8 protein-coding genes are annotated in these 21,212 nt (G+C 44.6%); all 8 read right to left on the bottom strand.

The annotated features are described in order from the left end of the window. Positions 1 to 5,735 (bottom strand): DUF6443 domain-containing protein (locus CLV51_RS14780; protein WP_146151289.1); only part of this gene is annotated, 5,735 nt, incomplete at its 3' end. A gap of 29 nt (positions 5,736 to 5,764) precedes the next feature. Next, on the bottom strand, positions 5,765 to 6,580 hold the full coding sequence (locus tag CLV51_RS14785) for a hypothetical protein (protein ID WP_106528843.1): 816 nt from the start codon (positions 6,578 to 6,580) through the stop codon (positions 5,765 to 5,767). Further along, positions 6,580 to 13,359, bottom strand: a complete 6,780-nt coding sequence (locus CLV51_RS14790) for a PA14 domain-containing protein (RefSeq protein ID WP_106528844.1) — start codon at positions 13,357 to 13,359, stop codon at positions 6,580 to 6,582. The genes CLV51_RS14785 and CLV51_RS14790 overlap by 1 nt, the downstream gene beginning before the upstream one ends. After that, complete coding sequence (locus CLV51_RS14795) at positions 13,356 to 13,889, bottom strand: hypothetical protein (protein WP_106528845.1); 534 nt, start codon at positions 13,887 to 13,889, stop codon at positions 13,356 to 13,358. The genes CLV51_RS14790 and CLV51_RS14795 overlap by 4 nt, the downstream gene beginning before the upstream one ends. Next, complete coding sequence (locus CLV51_RS14800) at positions 13,889 to 14,992, bottom strand: DUF928 domain-containing protein (RefSeq protein ID WP_106528846.1); 1,104 nt, start codon at positions 14,990 to 14,992, stop codon at positions 13,889 to 13,891. Before CLV51_RS14800 ends, CLV51_RS14795 begins: the two co-directional genes overlap by 1 nt. A gap of 6 nt (positions 14,993 to 14,998) precedes the next feature. After that, a complete protein-coding gene (locus tag CLV51_RS14805; protein ID WP_146151290.1) occupies positions 14,999 to 17,476 on the bottom strand; it encodes a hypothetical protein in 2,478 nt (825 codons plus the stop codon). Between the two features lie 1,074 nt (positions 17,477 to 18,550). After that, on the bottom strand, positions 18,551 to 19,345 hold the full coding sequence (locus CLV51_RS14810) for a glycosyltransferase family 2 protein (protein WP_211302013.1): 795 nt from the start codon (positions 19,343 to 19,345) through the stop codon (positions 18,551 to 18,553). Positions 19,346 to 19,783: 438 nt separating this feature from the next. Next, the gene (locus CLV51_RS14815; protein ID WP_106528849.1) at positions 19,784 to 21,202 is read right to left on the bottom strand and encodes a DNA/RNA non-specific endonuclease; all 1,419 of its coding nucleotides are present in this window, start codon (positions 21,200 to 21,202) and stop codon (positions 19,784 to 19,786) included. Positions 21,203 to 21,212 lie beyond the last annotated feature (10 nt).

Consider the following 21,212-nt stretch of genomic DNA (forward strand, 5'->3'; position numbering starts at 1 on the left):
TCCAGCTGTGCTACATCATAGTAGGTCCGGGTAATCTGTGCGTTGGTGCCACTGTTAATGAACAGGTTTGCAGTAGCATCAGGCACAAAAGCGGGTGAACCAAGATCCAGTGCATTCTTTTTCTCTCCTACTTCTGTAATTCTGCCCAACAAATCATAGTTCGTATAGCTGTACTGGTTAGTTCCCAGGTATTGAACCGCATTACGGGATGCAATCAGCCGACCTTTCAAATCGTACCAGAAATAGCTGGTATTGGCATCGGGGGTATTTTGCTGTATTACCTGCCCCAGCGAGTTATAAGCGTAATCCGTGCTTAAGCGATGCCTGGGGTATACTGAGGTTGTCTGCACTTCTGTGGTGCCACCATCCGGCAAGGTGGTAGGCGAGCCGGGAGCTGGTGTATTGAAACGGCCCCATGATATTGTATCACGCAGCAAGGCAGTGCTGTAGGCTGCTGCCAAACCAAGACATGACTCTTTAGCATTGGCTGCTATTTCTGTGCTGCTGAGCAGACGTTTGTACATGCGCAGTTGCCGCAGGTAAGACAGGTTTTGCGCAAATGTGGCAGTTCCTGTTGTTGCTGAAGTAATGTCCCATCCGCAGCCGCCAGTCGGGGCATTGGGTGCTACCGGGCAACTTACCCCGTTTACAAATACGCTGATGATCCCGCTGCTGTCCATGTCTGGTCCCTGCAGCACTACGTGTACCCAGGGGTCCAGTGGCAACAGGGCACTGATATCTACAGATACATCGTTGGATGCACTAATGTCGACACTACCCGTAACAGGGGGGACCAGTTTATATATGCTGGCATTCAGGTAACTTCCATCTATGCAAAGATTAAAATAAGCTTTATCTACGGCAGCAGAGAGCACCTGCGTAGGACCTCCGTCCGGATTATACAACCACATTTCCACAGCCTGGTTGGCACCGGTAAGGGTAGTTCCCAACCTGTTCAAAGTGGTATCGGGATTGGTATTAACCTGAGGGCCGGAGTAAGTACACGAGCTGTAATCAGCACGACGGGCGCGATCTATCTGATCCAGTTTTCCTGCATCATCTATCAGGTCCACTCCTTCCGGTGGAACGGTGCGCAACAGATTACCTGCCTGATCATAATAATACAGCGTATAATGATATACCTGCTGAGAAGTATTCAGGCTTACTTTAGTACGTGTTCCACTGCAAACGCTTACATACTGGTTACGGAAATCGCGTTTCACAGAATCGATATAAGCACTGTAAGACCTGTTGGCGCCTGTTACGGCGCCATCCACCAGGCTGAGCATACAGCTGTAAGGATCCACCGCTTCTACACTGTAGGCCGGCGTATTACACAAGCCCACGAGAGGGTTGGTCTGTAGCTGTCTGCGATAGTTATCATAATCTCCGAAGCTAAGGGTAAAACCCCATCGCTGGTTCAGGTAATTCCGGTATACATTTTTATAGTTGGCGTGCAAGGAATCAACAGTGTTCCCCATAGCAACATTAAAATCATTTCTTGCCGTCCAGAATTCAGCAGCGGTAATACAGCCTTTGGCAGTACCATCCAGGAATACGGGCAGTTTCACTTCCCCATCCAGCAGATAGCGGCAGTTACTACAGCCTTTCAGCAACATATCCAGCTGGGCTGAAGTAATAGACATCCCTTTACCATACTTCGCCACCAGGAAGTTATAAAAAGTAACGCCCGGCTGGGTAGTTTGCTGCTCCAGCTTTAATGCATTCAGGCGCCTGCAGGTACCTGTATCCGTAGCATTAACTGACCTGGACACCGTTTGTGCTTTGACGTTAGCCGGGTAAGGTACATCCAACAGCCATGGGTTGCAGAGCATGTTGAACGGTGTTGCACCCATGTAACGCTTTAGCACCTGCTGAAAGGAGGTGTCACCATCTGTATTGGGCTTTCCTCCGATGGTAGTGCTGGAACCGTATATGTGATCAATATCTCCGCCCAGGGAGCATATTTCTATAAGCCGTGCGCGGAAGATGTCTATTGTCGCAGGCGGTATGCATCCGCCAAGCTTTGCCAGCCATTTGTCAACAGTAACCCCACAAGAGGTTTGTATCTGCGCGGCTACTGCTACTCTGGCTTTAGACAGATAAACACTCGTATCAGAAGGTGCGCTTTCGTTGTAATTGTAATTGTTGGTACGGGTAATTTTGGTGCTGTATCCTACAGGGCAAGTACCCGGCGGGATAGTCGGTGTACCGTAACAACTGAATTGCATTTTACTAAAGACGAAGTCTGCCTCAGGAACAAATGTTGAACTGGGTCCCCGCTGATCCCCGGTAAAGAGAGTTGTATATATCACATCCTGAGCCCTTCCTGAAATAGTACCGTATATATCTACTCTAAGCGTTAATCCGTCTGGTATAGTCGGTGAACTGGCTTTCCTGCTAACATTAATCCTGGTAGTATATCCAGGATGAGGTGGATCCAGCCACCAGGTAATCATCGAGGCATTAAAATCAGCGCATGTCAAAGCAGACGATGATGGCGGCGGAACATAGTTCGTGGAATCTATTAGCGGCACTCTTCCTACAGCACAACTACCTTTACAATACGCATCCGTATTCCTCAATTGCTGATAATACTTTTCTTTTGCTTCCAGATAAAAGTTCACATACATCTGCCACTGCTTGTCCGGAATACGGCAGTTAGCATCAGGCGTACACTGGTTCCATCTGATAATAAAATCGGGGTTACTGTTTACATTGCTGGTGCCACTGGAGTCCATACAATATAACTGGTAGTCCACGTACTGCGACAGGCTTTTATTATTCAGTCTTGAATCAGTAATATGTAAAACGCTAGAAGCATAATTGTCAAGGTCTGTTTTAAATACACTGTAATAAGCAGCTCCTTTGCCGCCTGTTGCAAAAAAAGGATCTGCTGCCAACAGCCAGGAACCATTGTTTAGATCATATGCCAATCCGGAACTGATCTGGGGGATATCGGCTACCGTAGTATAGATCTGCGCCAGCCGCTGATCCCATGCCTTGTAAGCGCTGTGATCATTACAAAATCTCAAGGCACAATACTCAGGATGGAATGGTAAAAACTTGCTGCCCCAGTCCGGTTGCCAGTATTTTAACAGCATCTGCAAGGTGAACGACTGATCACAGGGAGAAATATAAGAGCCATCTTCCAGTAGCACTTTGCTGGCTTCGTACAAAACGTCGCCGGGTGGTCTCACAGGAAATGAATCGCGCCAATGCAGATAAAGCACATTGATATCTGTTTCCAATGGATTACCCGCAGAATCAAACAATGCAAATTGCCCGCCCGGACTTACATCCTGTATCAGTAAATTTTTTAAACGATCACAGGGAGAAGCCATACAGGTAGTGCGCAAGGTTTGGCAGTTGCTGTACAACGCATCATACAATCCGCCGGACCAGGTATCAATAGCCGCCAGATTGAGAACTGTATCCACCCCGTTCTGCTGCATCCTGACTCTGAGGCCGCGCATAAAATCCGCTTTCAGGCCCAATGCATCACGGCAGGTAGTACATTCTGAAAAGCATCCGGTAAAATCCTCTCTGCTCAACTGCTCCATTACAAACTGGAACTGTGTTTTCAGATTGGTATTGCGTGTTATAAAGTCGGTCGTGTATGATTCAATTACACGTGAATTGAGTGCCAGTTCAAAAGTGATATAGTACTCCCCAATTTTATTCATGGGGGCGGTAAAAGTAGTATCACTGGTGCCGGTGAGGCTACAATCTGATAAGGCGCTTCCTCTTTTTATATTGGCAAGGTCCAGTATCTTATTGTTACAATCATCGCTCATGCTGATCTTCAGCTCATAATAACAATTACTGCAAATCGTTACTCCGTTCTGCACATAATTTTTTATCAGCTTATCCATGCTAAAGGTGAAAGATGCCGTTGCATCCGGCACGGAAGCCAGGTAAGTGGTGGTGGCAGTAAGCTTCAAGGTGGCCGGATCAAATACAAATCGCTCCGGCTGCAGCAATACCAGATTCTTTTTTATGGCCGCCGGCTTTGATGGCAACGGGAGTAAAGTGGTATCGGGAGTATCTCCGGTAAGTGCCGTTGCCACTGTTTTTCCTGATGCATTCTGGTAAGAAATGCTGATTTGCCCGTTGGGATCTATCACCATATTTTTCAGATAGTGGTCTGCAAAACCGGCATCATTACCAAACAATCTGTCCAGTTCCCATTGTTCCGGTTTTCCGTAGTAATACCTCGTAGCATGATTATTCAGTACCGTAGTATTAGGCTGTAGTATCGCGCCCACTCCACCTTTCACGGCTACCCTTCCGGTGTTATCAGGAGTATAGGAAGTAATGGCCAATGGCAAACCTTCTGCATCCGGAATATATTTATTGTATGGGTCTGTGGTTAAGAAATCATTTGCGGGAGAATAATACTTAGCGGCTCCGCCAGTGGTTTCCAGTAGGTCGGGCTTACCGATGCAGTTGCCCACCAAACCTTTGAACACATTAGTGTAGGTATATGCTCCGCCACCAACTTTCCGGTTGAAGGAAGGGAAATACTGCAATATCTGTGAATTGGTAGGCGCCGGTAAAATATTGGCTACTGAGCGGCCAAACTGATCATAAACATTTTCCTGTACAACAGCTACTGCATCGCTGTTATTGACCGTAACAATCTGCCTGTTCCGCAGGGTACCATCAAAATAGCTCACCACTTCTTTTTTCTTGCCTTCTTCTGCGTAAGAAGCATTGTATTGCCAGTTAAGTCCGGGCTGATGCCAGCTGTTATTCAGTATTACCACACCGGGAACCGTTATCCCGTCAGATTTAATCTGATAACTCCAGGGGCCTTCATTTCTGTAAGTACCGCTTTCATCTACAGTACGTAACCGGAGAAGGAGATATTGGTTGTTGTTAACCAGTGAAATAACATAGCTGTTCTGCACTACCGTAACGCGGGTGGCGTTATTGCGGAACATAGGCGCCAGCACAGCAACAGTGGCAGAAGTGCCTGCCTGTGCCAATATAGCGCCATTGGAGGATTCTTCATCTATAAAAGTCCATTCAAGATCATACTTCTGTGCACCTGCTATTACATCCCAGTTCACGCTTACGGAGCTGGCAGTGGGAATAATGGCGGCAGCTCTCATGATCATGCCTGAGCCGCTCTTCACCGTGGGATCACTTCCTGTGCCGGTGTTGACAGATACAGATGGTATCAGTGATTGCCCGCTTTGCGGAAGATAGTCCCTGTTCACCACCACCTGTGCATTCAATGAAAATATAGGTGGTAGCTCCTGTAGTTCTTTACTACTGATATCGTTGATGGTGATCTTTATCTTATAGGCATTTTTAAAATCATATTGTGCAGACACCTGGTACACAGCCCCCACTGCGGTGTCATAATTGATTTCAAGAAGGGCATGTTCAATAGTGATGGGGAGGTCCTGCCCGGGTTGACTCCAGTATTCTATCTTCAGGTCGGCCTTACAGGAGAATGGTTTATCAAATACGGTGATGGAATCACGGTAAAGACTAAACGTGATTACGTTCAATACAGAATTGTTCCTTATGCTGTTCCAATCATAAGCGGGATTCTCGAACTTTTCGTCTTTCACCAGCAGGGTATCGCCTTTTTTTAGCTGTCCCTGTATCTTTTGCTGGTAAGGCTCTACGGCAGCCGTTGACTTGCTGGCACTGGCACATAACAGTAGCATTGCCACTGCTATAATCCCGGATAATTTCATGAAGTGCTTGATCAAAGCCATATATAAACAGGCATTAAATGAGGTTAACATTAGAATAAGCTGATCAGTGTGTAATCCGCGTAGGCGCCGGCGGGTTTCCACCCCTCCCGTCCCTGTACGAGGTAACTGCCTGGCCGGAGTAAAGCATCCGGTATATGATCTTCTCTCCATTGGTTTATAGAAATCTTCACCTCCTTATCCATGCTGTTATTCAGCGGATCATTGAGATTGGTAAGCCGCATATAAAGTCCTTTCAGTACTCTGGCCGCCGGGTCATAATCGAACCGGTATTCCTTACAGGTAATGTGGTTGCCGCATAATAACCTGACACTGCCCTTTGATTCTTCTGCGCTGCCCGCAAGGGTATAATGTTCACTCATCCAGATCCTGACCAGGCTGTCTGCCGGAAGCTGGAAAGGCGGCATTACTTTCCTGGCCGGCCCAACAAACATTTTCTTTGTGTTATGACTAACGGAGACGTATATATTTTTAAGCGCGATCATTTCCACGTCGCCGGTCTGATAATACAGCTCATCTCCATTTTTGCAGAACCTGAAGGGACTATGCAGGGAGGCAGTGCTATCAGCAGGATCAGTAGCGTCCATTGCACCGCTGGCAAAAACTACGCGGCAGGAATCCATGTGAGCATATACTGCAATCAGTTCATTCAGCCTGTTTTTATCTTCCTGGGAATAAGTAACCCCATTATCTGCAACAGGTGGTGTTACCGCTGTATGCGGTGCACCATGCAGCCAGTGCGGCACACGGGCAAATGTCACCGCTACAACGGTAATTGCCAGTAAAGGGACCAGTATCTTCAGCAACCAGGCATATTTTTTCATAGCAAGGGATTGAATCTTTTTCATTAATTAATTTTGCGAAATACAGAACGGGTTTCTTTCAGTGTCATAATCCCCAGATCGGTTTCTTTCTTCACTCTGACAAGGGTACCTTCATCATCGTACTCATAAAATGTGGCAAAATTGTTTTCATCCATTTCGGCCATCAACCGCAGTGTCCTCTCATCGTAAGCATACGTTTTAATGGTGGCGTTATATGGGAATATGCGGATATCATCAATAGCCGCAGATGCCGATGCCGGAATCAATAACCGGAGCCCGCCTGATGTAGTGGTTATCAGTGCCATATCCAGCACTCCTTCCACTTGCTTCCAGCCTTCCACTACAGCTTTCACTTGCAGTGGGATATTTTGATTATTGGCATAGAGACTTATAGGCTGACTGCCACCGCTGCTGCCGTCTTTCACCCATGCCGAGAAAACATATTTCTTTGTCGGCATAGGCTGAAAACCTTGAGGATAAAGGCCCTGGGTGAGTTTACGTATATACTGCCCCGTTACATCATTATCCAGGTAATTGCCACTCTGAGGTTTATGCTCCAGGCTATGTACATTGGCTACCAGTTCTATGGATTTAGTCAGTTTGAGGCAATAATTGCCGGTATGCGCATCATCAGATTTCAGGTAATCAGCATAAGTACTGCCCAGGGAATTGTAGATATTGAAACTACCATCTCCACAGGAAACAGCGCCGCAAATGCCATTAAATTTATAATCCTCAAATCCATCGTAAAACAATTCCCGGCTCATGCTGTTGCTGCCAACGGCCACCGGAATGGCGCCCCTGTAGCCATATACCGCACTGCTGTACCTGAACAACGCATCTTTATTCTCCAACTCCTGACCATACTTATCGTATAATGTTACGTAGCGGCTGGTAACCCATTTATCATTGGCAGGAACGGCATCCCATTTAACACCGGTAGCATCATAGTACCAATAGGATCTAAATCCGGGGAGATAACCACTGTTACGCAAATTAAGCCCGGCACCTTTGTTAGCAAATATCTGCTGATCAGTACGGCTTCCCTCATACACTTTTTCTTCTGACACACGCCAGTTCCCCAGAACACCGGTCAGGTAAGGGTTAACTATTACCGACCTGGAATCGCAGACATAGGGCGAATCACAGATGTTGGGAGTTGCTCCGTTCACGCACTGGTACCTGGATATTCGTCTGTTACCGTTCTGGTCCAGTATATAACTATTTACCGGAGCCGTATTTAGCGCGCCCGTATTTAGTGTATCCTTGAATTGCGTTGAGGAAAAGACAGTGTAGTTACTCACCAGGCCTTCACTGATATTGAACAAGGCATCAGGCGACATGCTATAGATTTCAAGACCTGCTGCACCCGGATTCTGAGCATCCGGAAGCATTGGTGTGGAAATATTCTGGAACTCCATACGCAGCCGGTGTTTGCCTGTTGTAACCGTATAGGGGACTATCTTCCATGCGTTGTAGTAATTTACATTATCGCCCAAATTGGGCGTATTAATTACCAGCTGATCATCAATATATACTCTCAGTAAATTATCTGCACCGTAACCAATGGCATATGTTCCTGCTGTTGGCGCAGTAAAACAGGCTTCCACCCCCATCCAGGTATTCATATAACCAATCGCCACACCATTAAGCCAGATGGCTACCTGGTTCATGCGCCCGCAGACGGTGGATACAAGCGGTACTATTGAGTTCATGCTTATAGCCGCGGATTTCATGGCTGCAATTTTGCCGGCAGAATCTGTAGGAACACTGGCTGCAGGTGTGCTGCTTGCTGCAAAGGAAGCGCTTTGCGCCATGAAGGAGGTTCCACCGGAGCAATTGCCACCCCAGAATGAGTTCGACTTAGTTTTGGTACTATTATCAGCCATCACAAATACAGCACCGCTGGTTCCATATACAGCGTTCATTAGTCCGGTTACCACCTTCAACGTATCATTCATATTTTTAACCGGCAAAAGTTCACATCTGGTGCCATCCGGGTTAAGCGTATATCCCGACGGACAGCTGAGACACATTTTTGCGCCCCACTCCTCTTCATATAATACGGCTTTGGCATCTGTTACTTTATAAGAAGTACCATCTGCTGTAGAAAAAACAGCCAGCTGGTTCGCTACAACAGGATTTTTCAGACATAATATGGTGCCCGCAGAAGCGCCAGGCTGGTTCCTGTAGCCAGAGCGATACAATTTTACATCACCGTTAAAATTACTTACGAGATTACCTCCATCGTCTATCAGTCTTACGCGGCTAACTGCATCATTGGCTGTTGGAGAACTGATCACCCAATATCTCTTACCAAAATTATTCGGATTATTCAGATCCATCATTTCATCACCACCGGTAAGCAGACTTGAAAATTGTGGCGCTATGATACCGTTGGCATCAGTAGTAAGTTGCTTAAAAACAGTATTTATATTCTTATATGCACCCGACATTTTATTGTACCTCCAATAAGCCGGCAGATTCACGGAGTATACAGGATCGTTGTACTCATTATTAGTACGTGTAACAACCGGTTGACCTGTATAGCGGTCAAATACCAGGTTGGCAGCAGTAACGGTAGATCCGTTTATAGTTTTCACTACATGGTCCAAAATACCCGTTTGCTGCACTGTTTTAAGGACAGCAGCTGAACGGAACAGTTTATAGTTATCGTTATCCTTGCGGGGCCAATGTGGTATGGGTAGTGGTATTCCAAATATAAACGGGATCACATCAACTCCCAGCTGAATGGCTGTTCCAAAGTCTTTGCTCTCCTGTTCACGCATATCTGTAATCATCTCTATTTCACGGCCAATCACTTCCGCCGGATTGATATTACCTTTTTCATCGATGGTAGCCACTGTATTGTTCAGTTGCTGTTTACCAGCATCCAGTGCAGCCGATTTATAATAATAAGCGGAGGACGATATTTCCGCTCCACTCTGGTTAAATACCCTTTCTGCCTTTGACTTGCCATGCATATCATTTAACCAGATCACATATCCCTGCGACATGGCCAGCTCATATACCTGATTGGCGCCGCTGAAAGAAGACCAGCCTGAAGGCCCTTTCCGCATTACATCCGGCCTTGCCTGAGCGGCTACGATAACCGGATAATCCTTTGCAGTATAAAATTCGTGTTGTATCCAGCCGGTTGACTTCAGTGGATCTGCATTGCCCGAGGCATCCAGATCCCGCACAATTACATTGCTATACCCTACCTGGGGCGCAGGGAATAAACTTTCTCCAAAAGGTTCTTCCAGATAAAAATAATTGGTAAGCGTTCCTTTGGATTCCTGGCTATAAGGTACCGGCATACGCATAGGATTTTCATCGGCCCCGATAGAAGGCTCATAGGATGCCACACCACTGCTGATAGTATCAGCACCTGTGGTAATACGATATTCGTATTGCTGCCCGTAACCGGCAGCGGGAGCTGTATTGCCGCTCATTACATCCCAGGCATCCATCATCCGGATTTTCCTGACCCTGGCCGGTCCGCCTATTTTGATACCATTACCTTTCACCACACGGGCAAAACTTTTACTAAGATTGGCAGTAACTGCAAAATTGTTTTGCTGCGCCCGTTCATTAAAATTCTTTCTCAGTTCACTAAGATTACCTATAGCATTTACAATCGCATTCAAAGCTCTTTCAATACCTGACGCGTCTTTGATCCGGTCTTCATATCCCGGATAGGCGTACATAGGGTATTCCAGCCGCATCTTCTGCCAGGCAGCCATAATGAAAGGATTTGCGGTAACATTTCCTTCGGTAATATCCTTAAAGATGATGTTATAGGTCCCGTCTTTATTATCCCTCACTTTTACCACTTCCCCATAACACGACACATTATCAAAATAACTGTCGGAGGTATTGTAGGGCTGGTCGGAGACATTCATATTCATCTTTACATAAAAATCATTTCTCCCGTTCAGGTAATCCGTCACAAAATTCTGCAGGATAGCGGCATCATTTGCCCCCCGGAGTGGGCCAGGCGCAGCTATCTTAAAGCCGTGAGCATCTCCCATAGAAGTAGTTACTGTACCAAGGCTATCCTTTACCATTGCATTAATGCTGACCATCTGCATGGCTCTACGATCCTGCACATACGCATAGTCTCCCGATTCATACTCCACATTAATGCTTCCTCCTGTGGGCAAGGTTATTGTGGAAAGGTTCCATTTTCGGGCGTTGTTATTGGTAATGGCAGTATCCTGAATGGTATAGGGAAACTCGTCATTTCTCATAGCGCCAAAACCACCACCGGCATTATCTGTACCAGGCTTGAACATCCCCCAGCGGTCTGATGAGAGGAGCGCATAGTTCTGATTATTGGCATAATCAAACTGATAAGGATGATGCATGCCTTTTTTTGACGTTGCATATGTAAAGTATACTTTCTTCAATGTGAGTTTTCCGCCCCCTTTGCTGTTATTAGGTACGCCGGGGCAGAGAGAATAATCATATTCGAAGTAGGCGGTTTTAATAGGCTGCGTAAGGTCACTTTTAGAATACAACCTTATTTCTTTCAGTCTGCGTTGTTTTACGTTGTTATTAATCTGGCCATAAAAATTTGTTACACCCAGCGCATCGTCCCTGTCATCCGTAATAAAATAGGCGATCTTTGTTTTTGTTTCTATAGAATTGAGATACCACAATTCTTTTTCACCATATATCACGCTGCCCTTATCATCTGTAGGATCTGCATTCAGTCCGCGGTTGTATAAAGCCTTGCCGGCTGCCATTGGTGTGCGCCAGCCAAAGTTGCCGTCAACTTTCGAGTAATTAAATTTCACAGCAGTACCCAGATCATCGTCGGTAATCCCGTTGTTGGTCACGTCTACATAATCAGGGCTTAATATGGAAGTGAGAAGAAAAGAAGATGCGTAAGCCGGCTGTATTTCATGCTGGTAATATTTATCTTTCCCGTAATCATGCATGACCTCCCCGTTCGGCAAAGTGTCCATACTGATTAGGTTCTGCGCGATATCTGCCTGAGTAGATTTGTATGCCGGGTTTACTGCAAAAGTATATTCATCCTGATGCAGGTTATAAACGGGTAATCCATATACTGCCCTTTTGCCATCACTTTCGGTGACGGTAATCTCCGAAATATGTTGCATTTTTTTATTCGCATCTTTTCTGCTGATAACGGATGCTATATCCGGCCCGCAGACAGGTGGCGTCTTTAAAGTGCTGTCGTAAAATTTATACGAATTATAACTATTATTGGCAGAGGTTCTCAATGCCTCTGCTACAGTAAGATAACTGATAGGAGAAGTCCTGATCTGACGGCCATTTTTCTTATACGCACCAGATGGTATAAAGGTATTCCCATTTTTATCATGCAGTTTTGCCAATGCGGTTCTTTCCGTCAGCGATACAGCCACCAGCTTATCTCCCTGTATGCTGTTCACATAACCTGCATCTTCTGCAGTCTGTTCATTCATCATCTTAAAATAGGCCTGTTCTTCCAGCAGCTTGGTGGGATCACTTTTATAGTCGGCAACGGATAAAAACAAATTATTGTTCTGCCACTTCCTGGTAGTATTGGTTACCGTCTGGTCATAAAACTGCACACCGCCATGAAAATATCCTCCAAAGCCATAATCTGCTCCTATAGATAAATTGCTGGACTTGTCCTCCACATTAGGATCGAACACTACGCCGGAGTTTCCCCTTTGCAGCCTGAATTGGCCGCTGCCAGCCTGATTGGTATAGGAAAATACATCCGGCGTAACCACAGGAAGTGCTATGTTGGGTAAATTGGCGATAACAGGATTTTCTTTTTCCCGCATGAAGTCCATGACGGCTTCTTTTACATTCGTGCCCCTATCCGCATACAAATAGCCATAAGCCGCATTTGTATTAATTTCAGACTGCACTTCCTGTTTGCTCATGTAACCTGTAAGGCCTCCGCCGGCAAACACCGTATATCCGGCGCCACCTATCGTAAGCGCATATGATTGGCTGGATGATTTATATCCGAAACCGATTTTAGGATGAAACGGTGGTGTATTATAGGAATAGATGGAACCCACCTCCCCGCTCAGGCGGGCAATTGAAAAAGTATTTCCCAGTGTAAGCTCTTTGTATCCTTCACGGGTGTTATAGCTCAGGTTGGCGGCAACACCTGTGGACACAAATTCTGCATCTTGCACATGTGCATCCAGCGACAAACCTGCGCTTACTGTTACACCGCTGCTGGTATTGGAATTAACCCCGGCATTTAAGTTTCCCGTGAGTAAGCCGTTATTGCCAAGACCTAATGACAGCCCCGCATTGACACCAAATTCGGCACCCATACCGGTATAGCTGTCGCTAAAAACACCCAGGGAGATAGACCCTGATAACTTCGCCACGTCTGTTCCTTTCAGTTCAAGCCTTACCATTCCTCTTCCCCCATAAGTGGTCCGGGGAGCGGTATAATGTTTTGTGGTGATAACATCTCCGGAGAAATCATCCGGCACGCCGCGTAATTGCCTGTTAACAGCGCCTACATTGAGGTTCCAGCCAAGTCCCACCCAACTCGCTTCGTCATCCATGCCAACACCAGATGCATAATTAAGGTTCACCGGATATCCGTCTACATCCATAACCGGTATGTTATATTTAAATGCACCTGTAAAAGGGTCCACCATATCATTGGTGCTATACGCAGCAAACTGCTTGTGCTCCGGCTGATTAGGGCCGGAGGTGAGTGCCAGGGAATAAAGCGGCAATAAGGTTTCCAGCGATAGTAATGACAGGAAAAAAAATGCCAGTGTCTTTTTAATCTTTATACTCTTTATGATCATAGCCTGCAGCTTAAAGAATCAGATTTTTGGAGATAATTTTTTTGTAGAGGGAATACCAGTCGTGTGGAGGTGAACAGCCAGTCTTTGTACACCAGTGCCGCTTGTTGCACTGCTGACAATGGTCTCCGCTCAAAAATGACCAGGTATTCCACACCGTTAATGTTGCCGTTGGCAATACGTTGCGCCAGCAACGGCGACAGGGTATCGTGATTCAGTATCAGTTGAAAAATGGTATCCAGTCCATAGCTCATGGCTTTATTCTCCTGCTTCTGGCTATCGTTTACGCCTGTACGTAGAATATTGATCTTAAAACACATTTCCGTCTGATCTGCTTTTGCAGCTTTATTATTCACACGCTCCCAGCATTCCGGCAAATAGGTCAGCCTGACTACTGTATTACCAATATGTTTTTCCTGTACCAGTCCGCTTTTCCGGTCATCCATCAATTGCTGCAATGGGCGACGGGAATTGCCATTGCAGGCGGTCATCATTAAATAAATGGCTAACAGCCATTTCACGGGCCTCCTCATTATTCAGTTTCTTTTTTATAAAGGAATCTTAATTGCTTCGTTTCTCCGTCGGGGAGTTTAATGGTTAACTGGTAGTAGTAACCATCCGTAAAAGAGCGGTTATCTTCCAGATCGATGGTAACATGATTATTACCTCTTTCCAGTTTTATGGAAGGCAGTTTTTTAATCACCTGATCGGGTGCGGTAATACAGGTAATCGTGTATTCAAGCGCTGTTTTGTCGTAAATATTATGCACCGCAAAAAGGATACGTCCCCTTGCCACATAAAAATTACCTTTCACCAGATCGTCAATATCCCGGAAGCTTTCAGGTACCTTCTTTTTCACACTATCTGTGCAGCTTATTTTAAAAGTCCACATTTCGGAGTTGGCCAATATCATTTCGTTTCTGTAGGCAGTTACCTGCCATACATATTGCCTGCCTTCTTCCAGCTCCCGGGCAGCAGGCGGAAAAAAAAGCATTGGCATATTTATAAATTGCTGGTTAATGAGCGGCAGGTTGTATCGCAGCGCCTCTGCCTTCGCCTGACCTGGTTTCAGCGCTGTAAGTATCAGCCGGTACTGCAGGCCAGGAACGGCAGGCAGCAGCGGTTGCCAGAAGAAGGTAGGACGCTTGTCGCATATATCATCTTCTTCCGCCGGTGTTACCAGCAACAGCGGAGAAAAGGGTTGGAGATAATAGTTAAAACACTGCTCCCCTATTATGTCTCCCGCATGGGAATTATCGGCAGCTGTTAATTCAAAACAATAATCATATTCCTCTTCCGTAAAATAACCTGATTGTCTGCAGATCGCAGCTATTTTATTGTTACCAAAATTAATGGTAGCTCCAGCCATTAACCCTACCGGAACGGGGTTCAATCCTGGCATGAGTTCAAAGGGCCTGGTTTTGATGGTTACCACGCGGCCAGCTTTTTGTGCCGTTACCGTGATATTCAAATTAACCAGCATCTTTTGCGATGCCGGCGCATTCAACCTCACCTGGAAAAGTCCATCCAGTGTACAGCCATGCACTTCAGGTAAAAAAACGAACGACACCTGTGCCTTTGCGCAGATTCCCAGGAATAAAAATAATACAATGATCAGGTATCTAAACTTAGCCATGTCGCTCTATTTATTCAATAAATAATATAATGCCAGCTGTGTGCTGAAATTTCCGAAAAGATAATTCTGTGGTGTATTCAGCAGATTTTTTCTACAATCCATATAAAGGTTCATGTTCAGCCGGTTAAATAAATTTGCAGCAACTGTTTGTTTCACGCCTACCTGCTGTACTACCTCCTTATTATCCAGGTAAGTGAGGCCGCTGGTGCAAGAAAACAGTTTTCCCAACTGATAGCTCCAGCCGGTTTCCGCTGTAAGCAGGTTGCCATACAGCGCCTGATCTTTGATATCCTTATTATAGAACATGCTCACAGAAAGCACATGCGTGTTTACTACAATACTATGATTGACATTCAGGTTCAGCAGCAGGCTTTTAAGCGGGTAGATATCCATCTGCTGAAAACCAAGCGTGATGTTGTTATGCTGTTGCAGGTCAAACATTTTTCCACTAAGCTGAGAAGTAACACTTATCTGCCGGTTCAGGTAACCGGTTTGGCTGATATGCGCGGAAATGTTTTTCATGGCCGACTGGGCGATGCGGGCTGACAAAGAGAAATTCTTTTTCACCCGGATGCGGGTATCCACTGCATATTGGCTGTTCTTCCATTTACTGTCGGTGATGGCAGACATGCTCATATCCTGGCGGTCCATCTTAAAACCTACAGTCACCCTTCGTTTGTTCCATGATTTTTTCAGTCCCAGGCCATAGCGTACCGTTCCCCTGCTGGCTCCTGGTGAAGCAGGGTTGCTGTAACCAAGTCCGGAGTAGCTCACATAGGCTCGCTGGGATAATTGCATGGCATCAATAGCACCGGTATAGTCCAGTCCTATTGATACTGTTTGCCAGAAGTCGTTCATCAATGTAAAAGCCGCTGTTTTGGAGGCAAGTGCATAATCATTACCGGTACCGGCATTTTTAAATTCATTATTAGACTTGGATATTTCTGCAGCGATACTTCCATATGCTCCCAGATCTATCTGTTCTGAGAAGGCGCCCACAAAAATATTCCGCGACAAACTTTGTGTATTAAATCCATTGCGCGTTTGATTGCTGGTGTTGGCATTCACCAAAGCTACATGGCTGTGGGCTTCCGTTATATCTCCCTTACCCATCTGCAGGAATTGCATCTTATATGAGGCTGGTTCCAATGAAGATGAGAAATGCTGGTCCTTGAAAGAGCCGCCGTCATTACGGTTACCCAAGCCCATCATCAGGAATTTGTTCTTATTAAGAAAAGACCCCTGTGCTCCGGACATAAAAAGATCGCTCACTCCTCCTTTGCTACCGCTGGCAGCAATATTGCCGACATTGAGACTCTTTGTCTGTAAGAGCAGGCGTTGAATAAAATTAAGTGGTAACAGTTCCTTTATATTCCTTTGCTGTGCTTCAGGATCATTCATTCGTTGCTTTACATTGTTATCAAGGGCATGCTGAGCAGAAAGGGTTTCTTTTGCTGCCAGGCCTTTTTCAACCATTGACTTCAGGTCTGCCACCTTGCTCAGGTAATGCCTGGCAGCTATAACTGTGCTGGCATGCGCTGAAGTTGTTAGTGCAGTATCCGGGAAGGCGCCTGTCAGTTCACCTTCATTCAGCTGCAGTGTTTTATTATCCAGTAAAAGATGTTTGATCTGATTGCTATCGAGATATACCAGTTGTTCTGCTGAAATCAGGTTCCTGAATTGGGCCACCTGCGCAGGGTCTAGCAGCGGCGTTATTTCGCTACAGGCATTCTCTATATGTTGTGTTGCAAATGATTTAACGGCGGCAGACACATTAATATCTTCCAGAAAATATTTCCTGAGGTCGTACGATTTATTAAGGTAACCATTCATTCTCTCCACATAAGCGGCTTTGTCAAAAGAGAATTTCTTCAGGCTCTGGTCTGTCATGTTACGATCCAACGTACCTACTCCAGAAATATTTGTATAACTGATGTTTACCGGGATATTTCCTATTACCACGTTATCTTCTATATTAATACTGAATCCGGTTTTCGCCACTGCACCGGGTGTATTGTCATAGAATGCGTTACCCCATAATGTTTTGAACTGATTACCATATGCCCCGGCTTTCATAAGGTTTAATGCATTGGTTTCATTTCTGAGTGCATAAAAACCTCTTAGCTTTTCATCCAGATAGCGGTTGGTACGGGTCGTATCTTTTAACAGCTCGTAACCTTTCTTTACATGCTGTAACTGCCTGGCGCCATATGTGTTGCTCACATGATTAAAAAACTGTTGCTCAGCAACAGCATTAAGTTGCGGGATAGCTGCTCCGGGCATGTATTGTAAACTTCCGGAGGATTTTATCCGGTGGTTAAGGGTATCAATTACGGCTGCCTGTAAAATGGGATTATTTTTCAGCCATTGCTGATGAATAACTCCGGGAGGTCCTTGTTCAGCAGTGCGGGGAACAGGTTGCTGTGCCAGCATTATTGCAGGTAGCAGCATAAGTGACAGGGTTGAAAATATATTCTTAAACATACAAATTGTGTAATCTTGGTATAAGGCTATCTCATCGGGGTGCATTTTAAACACCTTAACTTATGTTTGAAATGAAACAACAGTGAGAAACTCACAGTAGAAGATGCAGGTATAGTATCATAGTCAGCTAATAACAGACAGGTGATGTAATAAGGGTTATCAATTTAAAAATGACATCTTTTAATGTATTTTCCGGCTAATAATAGCATGCATTCCCTTTGGGATAATAACTTTTTCATTGTAATTGAGTTTAATAACCGGTGACTCCAACCAGTTAGTAATCTATAGACAGATTTGTAATAATATCAGGTAAACCGGGACTCACAAAGGGATACGACAGTACATAAAAAAGTCTTACATGATGATTAACAAGCTTATTTTCAATACGATGCAAAATTAATTTAAAAAATCTGCTTATCAATAACACTTTTGGGTGAGAAGCATAAGATCAGTTTTTGGGGTGATATTTTCTTACTGTCTTAGCTTCTCAAAAGAGTATGAATCAAAAGTAGTGACACTTTACGCAGCTTATTTGCGTACAAAATCATTTCTTCTTCAGCTCATTTATTTGTTTTGGAAGTTTACTATGGCTTGCTCTATAACTATTTTTCAAAAAGTTTATCAGGATATATCATTAACCATAAAAGATTTCATGTTTTCCAGGAATTTTCCAGTGAAGGCTTTGACTAATTAAAAGGGCTTTCGGTCAATGTTGGCCAAAAGGGAAAGGGCTGTATTCATTCGCCTTTGTTGTATTGAAATCAATTTATCAAAGATGAAAAAATCGCCACGCTGCTGCTACTAATAATCACAATGATGCATGCACAGGTAACACAAACTATGAAGGAAGAAAAAAGATAGGTAACCCTGTTACCCCATCAGTATGTAGCAATAATTGACAATACAGATATAAACGTCATGAATGACATCGTAACAAAAGAGGAGAAAATAAAATCGTTGCTAAAGTAATTTTATGAATATGCTGACAGTCCGGTATTTGTAGTAACAGAATATATAGTAGGTAAGGGCAAATAATTTATTAGCAGTTAGTTTATTAGTACTGCAGGCTAACTGCTAATGATGGTATCCGTTGGTACAGTAGGCAATCCCCTGTTTTAATGTATTAAGATATACGGTGTAATTAATGTTCTCATGTACCCGGTCGTTAAAAGGGTGATGGAGATGATAACACACTGCTTTCAGCTTTATTTTCTTCTGACTCAGGCCTGAATTAATGAAACGTGCTGCCAGCTCAATATCTTCATGTCCCCAGCCCTTCAGTTCATTATTATATCCATTTACATTTAAAAAGTCGGCTTTCCAGAAGGCACAATTACAACCAATGAGGTTCCTGGAACGTTTACTCTTTTTAATCAGCAAAGGTGCCAGCAACGGTATGCGGAGAGAGTTGAACCTGTTCTTTAATCCTCTTGTAAAGGTGGATACTGCTTCAAAAGTGCCTGAACGCAGGAAGTGGCGGGTTTTACCTTCAGGTAGTAACACCCTGCTACCGCGGATATAATATCCTTTTTCCGCTTCGCTGATGTGATCTTTTATAAAAAGTTCATGTAATACGATATCCCCGTCAATTTGAATAATATAGTCAGATGCAGTACCGGTGATCGCCTGATTAATGATAATCGTTTTACGAAACCCTTCATCAGGATGCCAGAAATGTTTAACAGGAATGGTCGTTTTTTTAATAAAAGCATTCACCACAGCCCTGGTAGCTTCTCCTGAGCCATCATCTGCTATAATGATCTCGTCCGGGAGAACGTTTTGTACCAAAACACTCTCCAACACAAGTTTCAACGCTTCCGGCCAATTGTATGTTGTTACAAGCAAGGCCACCGACATTCTATCACCCATATTAATTAAGTCTAGTATTAATGTTTAAATGCTTTGCTGATATAGCTTCCTGCTTGTATAACGCCATCCGGCTCCGGTTTATTACGCGGTCATCTCTTTCCCCCAGCGTACACAGCCGCTGGATATTATACGTAGATATAATCAGGAAGAATCGTAGGTCCATAGTAACTTAATTGGTCAGTTATACTTAATCAGTTTGCGCTTACCTTGTATGCTAACGCTTCAAGCATATAATAAGTTACACATACAATGAGTTTTTCAATGATTTTCCAATAAAATTATGCCAAACTGATTTATTTCCAACTTCGCGTGTCTGTTTCTGGTATTACCGGCCATTTTGGTGACAAAATACAAAAACATAACAATTTTATGCAATTTATAATATATTATTGCAATGGCATAATAAATTTTTAACAAGCAATGAAAGCCTCACAAATGCTACTCTCCGGCATCCACTTTTTTCACTAATTCCTGCCGCACGGCTTCAGGTACATTGTTCAATAATTTATACTTTGTAACCTTCTCAATTTCTTCGATTGATGTAAGATAGGCTGTCCAATGCGTATTCACATCATTTTTATTGGGCGTATTCACAGCTATGATGCGCGTATTTTTTGATATGCGCTGCAGGTCATTGTTCCCGTCTGGCAATATTACCAATACTTTCCAGATATGATCCGGCACATTGATGTTGTCGTCATCAATCTTCTTAGCCAGGCCATTCCTGCCAACGCCCCCGGAGCCATAACTACCCATAATCACATACACTTCATTACCATCCCGCACCAGCTCCCGTGTATAATCCTCCAGGTTCTTCCATAAATGCTGATTGTGGTAAGGCGCCTGCGGAATCATGTTAGTCATCAGAAAAGTAGCCTCATTAGCATCCCTGGTGGCGGTACGGTCGCCGGAAGGGCAATTATGCCCCCTGTCAAACCCACTACCAATATAGCTGGATTGTGTTACCTGGTACCAGCTTTCCGGCAAATCAGCATCCGGCCGGAAGTCGTTGGCACGCGACATATTTCCCAGATCGCGTGCGCAAACATGCCAGCATACCCAGTTAGGAGTGCACTTATCCCGGTTGTAGGATAATTTATAGTAGCCCTTATCCATCAGGTAATTATTCACCATTACCAGCGAAGCGGTAGCATTACTGGGATTACCAAGCAACAGGTTATCATCATCTCCCCCAACTGATTTTCCCGCAGGTGCAGGTGCAGTGGACACTAACTTCCCGCCGGCTGTTACCCGCAATGCATCAAAGTTGAGGCGACTTTTGGTTTTATCTGTTTTACGGATATCAAAACGGATGGAGCCGGTAGCATTGACAGTGAAAGCAGCGCTATGCAAACCGGTATCCGTGACACTAACGGCATTGCCTACACGAAAATAACTTTGTCCGCGGTTAACAGACGCCCACAGCTCCCAGTCACCTTTATCATCATCTCCGTACAGGGCATATTTCAGTGTAACCGTTACCGTGCTTTTAGCCGGTATATCGAAATTCATGCTGGCGATACCGTTATTCCGGATACGAAGCGCCTGCGTACCTACTTTATGATCTTCTTCCAATGCGCCGGTAACAGCATCTTTAAACTCCCAGGAACCGCTGGAGAGCGTAATATCATCGCTGTTATAATTGGTTTTTGAACCGGATTCAAAATCCTCCTGCAACAAAGGAATAGCTGCGGGTAGTTTTCTGTTTTTTCTGTGAGATGATTTTTTTGCAGGATGTTTCTCCTTAACACCGGCTATTTTCCGGGAACAGGTGGTAACAATAAATGCAGCAATGATCAGTATAACGATAATGGCAAAACTATTGCTTTGCGAATTATTCTTTTTCTTATTTGGCATAGAATGGTAA

It is taken from the genome of Chitinophaga niastensis, from assembly GCF_003014755.1.
Classification (GTDB): Bacteria; Bacteroidota; Bacteroidia; order Chitinophagales; family Chitinophagaceae; genus Chitinophaga; species Chitinophaga niastensis.

What these genes read in the sequence shown, in the direction of transcription:
- CLV51_RS14785 (WP_106528843.1), bottom strand. Translation starts at nt 6,580, where the DNA reads ATGAAAAAGATTCAATCCCTTGCTATGAAAAAATATGCCTGGTTGCTG.
- CLV51_RS14790 (WP_106528844.1), bottom strand. Translation starts at nt 13,359, where the DNA reads ATGATCATAAAGAGTATAAAGATTAAAAAGACACTGGCATTTTTTTTC.
- CLV51_RS14795 (WP_106528845.1), bottom strand. Translation starts at nt 13,889, where the DNA reads ATGAGGAGGCCCGTGAAATGGCTGTTAGCCATTTATTTAATGATGACC.
- CLV51_RS14800 (WP_106528846.1), bottom strand. Translation starts at nt 14,992, where the DNA reads ATGGCTAAGTTTAGATACCTGATCATTGTATTATTTTTATTCCTGGGA.
- CLV51_RS14805 (WP_146151290.1), bottom strand. Translation starts at nt 17,476, where the DNA reads ATGTTTAAGAATATATTTTCAACCCTGTCACTTATGCTGCTACCTGCA.
- CLV51_RS14810 (WP_211302013.1), bottom strand. Translation starts at nt 19,345, where the DNA reads ATGGGTGATAGAATGTCGGTGGCCTTGCTTGTAACAACATACAATTGG.
- CLV51_RS14815 (WP_106528849.1), bottom strand. Translation starts at nt 21,202, where the DNA reads ATGCCAAATAAGAAAAAGAATAATTCGCAAAGCAATAGTTTTGCCATT.